This is a genomic window from Leifsonia sp. KNZ12-8B, from assembly GCF_056755495.1.
Window position 1 is genome coordinate 1 of the sequence record NZ_JBPGXM010000225.1, and the last position, 2,663, is coordinate 2,663.

The 2,663-nt window shown below is 71.0% G+C and carries 3 protein-coding genes; all 3 read right to left on the reverse strand.

What is annotated here, in order from left to right:
* Positions 1–670: ABC transporter permease (locus tag ACR9ZG_RS18615; protein ID WP_481286332.1), on the reverse strand; the 670-nt coding region annotated here is incomplete at its 3' end.
* Positions 667–1,680: an ATP-binding cassette domain-containing protein gene (locus ACR9ZG_RS18620; protein ID WP_481286333.1), complete on the reverse strand. Its 1,014-nt coding sequence runs from the start codon at positions 1,678–1,680 to the stop codon at positions 667–669. The genes ACR9ZG_RS18615 and ACR9ZG_RS18620, both read right to left, overlap by 4 nt.
* A gap of 135 nt (positions 1,681–1,815) precedes the next feature.
* The gene (locus ACR9ZG_RS18625) at positions 1,816–2,499 is read right to left on the reverse strand and encodes a PadR family transcriptional regulator (RefSeq protein ID WP_481286334.1); all 684 of its coding nucleotides are present in this window, start codon (positions 2,497–2,499) and stop codon (positions 1,816–1,818) included.
* Positions 2,500–2,663 lie beyond the last annotated feature (164 nt).

The window sequence follows — 2,663 nt, forward strand, 5'->3', positions numbered from 1 at the left end:
ACGCGGCCACGTTCTGCACCCACTCCGGCGACAGCGTCGTGTTCATGATCGCCGAGCTGAGGAACATCAGCGGGAGGGTGATCAGTTGCGAGATGCCGATCAGCGCGGTCTGATCCCGGGCGAGCAGCGCGACCGCGTTCGACAGCGACGAGAACACCGCCGTCAGCAGCACCACCCCGAGCAGGAGCAGCAGGATGCCCGCGAGCCCGCCCTCGAACCGGGCTCCTGCCCAGACGGCGATCCCGAGGACGACGAGCGACTGCATCACGGCCAGGAGCGACTGGTAGACGAGCGTCGACACGATCATCGCGCCGCGGTTGGCCGGCGACGTCAGGAAGCGGTCCATCACTCCCCGGTCCATGTCCTGGATGTAGACGGTCCCCGACCAGGCACTGCCGAACAGCGCGAGCATCATCACGACGCCCGGCGTGAGGTACTCGAGGTAGCTCTGTCCAGCGCCGAAGCCCGGGATCTCGATCACCGCCTTGAACAGCTGTCCGAACAGCAGCAGCCAGATGACCGGCTGGACGAGGTTCATCACGAGGAACGCCGGCATCCGCAGCGCCGCCCGGATCTGCCGCCCGGTGAGCAGCAGCGTGTGGCTGAGGAAGGTCGGCCCGCCGCGACGGACCGGACGGACGGTGGAGGGCGTGGTGGCGATGGTGGTCATGATGCGGACTCCACGAGCTGCTCGGCGGACTCCTGCGCCCGCGTGAAGGTGCGGCCGGTGTGCCGCAGGTAGACGTCGTCCAGGCTGGGCCGGGCGACGGTGGCGGAGGCGACGGCGATGCCCGCCGCCTCGAGGGCCGCGAGCGTGAGCGGCAGGGTCGCCGCCCCGTCGTCGGCCCGGGCGCGGAGGGTGCGGCCCTCGCCGCCGACCTCGCGGAGGACCGCGACGCGCTGCAGGGCGGCGAGCCCGGCGGACGGGTCGGCTCCGGCGGCCAGCTCCACGACGACCGCGTCGCCGCGCAGCCCGCTCTTGAGCTCGTCCGGGGTGCCCTCGGTGACGACGCGGCCGTGGTCGACGATCGCCAGCCGGTCGGCGAGGCGGTCGGCCTCGTCGAGGTAGTGCGTCGTGAGCAGCACGGTGAGGTTCTCGGCCGCGGTCATCCGGTCGAGCTCCAACCACAGCTCGGCGCGCGCCTCCGGGTCGAGCCCGGTGGTGGGCTCGTCGAGGAAGAGCACCTGCGGCCGGTGCATGAGGCCGATGGCGACATCCAGCTTGCGCGCCATGCCGCCGGAGTAGGTCTTGACCTGCCGGCGGGCGTGCTCGGTCAGGCCGAAGCGATCGAGCAGCTCGGCCGCCCTCGCCTTCGCCTCCCCCGCGCGCAGCCCCTGCAGCCGTCCGGCGAGCACGAGGTTCTCGAGACCGGTCCCCATCGGATCGGACACGGGCTTCTGGGCGACGAAACCGATCGCCCTCCTGACGCGGGCGGGATGCCGGCCGACGTCGATCCCGGCGACGAAGGCCGAGCCGCTGTCGGCGCGAGCGAGCGTCGAGAGGATCTTCATGGTCGTCGACTTGCCGGCCCCGTTGGGCCCGAGCAGGCCGAACACGGTGCCGGCGCCGGCCTCGAACCCGAGGCCGTCGAGGGCGCGGACGGGAGGCCTGCCCCTCCCGCCGCTGTAGGACTTGATGAGGTGCTCGGCGGCGAGCGCCGAGCCGGTGGTGGGTGCCACGACGGGCTCCTTTCCCGCCACCGAGGGGGAATATCATGGAATACGACCCTCGGTGACTGTTGACGCAGGTTCCTCACGGAACGAATCGGTGGTCTCGATGGCCGGGGAGTTGCCGCTCCTCGGCCATCACTTTCGTTATGGGTTCCTCAACAGGTCGGCCGCCTCCCCTCCGACGTCGCCCGATGCCACCCGCGAACGGATGTCATCCATGCTGAGGCCGTCGGCGAGCAGCACGTGCAGCTGCCGCCACCACTCCGCGCCGCCGACGGAGCCGTCGCGCACGCGCGCGGCCAGGTCGGCGATGAAGGCCAGCTCGGCGTCGAGCATCGCCACGCGGTAGTGGGATTCGATCAGGAGGAGTTCGGGGAGGCCGGTCTCGGCCGCCTGCGCATTCGTCGCGCGCCGCTCGGCGAGGTCGTCGGCCAGTCGGGCGGCCCGGACCTCCAGCAGTTCCGCCGCTGCCTCGGGCGGGAGCATCGGCAGGAGCGAGAGGGCGGTCTCGATCGCCGGGTACTCCTTCTCGGGCACGGCGACCAGCTCGCGCAGCCACTCCTCCGACTCGCGGCGGCCGGCGTCGGTGATCGCGTACACGACGCGCTCCGGCCGATTGCCCTCGCGCTCGGTCTGGGCGACCTCGATGAAGCCGTGCTTCTGCAGCGCCTTGATGACGGTGTACAGGGAGCCGAAGTTGAGCCGGATGCTGTCCTCTTTGCCGCGCTCCCGCATGGTGGTCGTCATCTCGTACGGGTACATCGGCTTCTCCCACAGGCAGGCGAGCACCGCCAGGGCCAACGGGTTCGACACCGCGCGCTTGGTCATCGCCACCTCTCTCGTCGATCACCCGTACCCGATTACTCGGCACAGAGTATTCGGGAGCGAGCAATTTGGCAAGCCCGGTCGCGCCGGCGGCGCCGGCTGCAGCCGCGGTGGGCGATCCGTTTGGCGCGACACGCCGCCTCCGAGCCCGGCGAGACGGCGTGTTG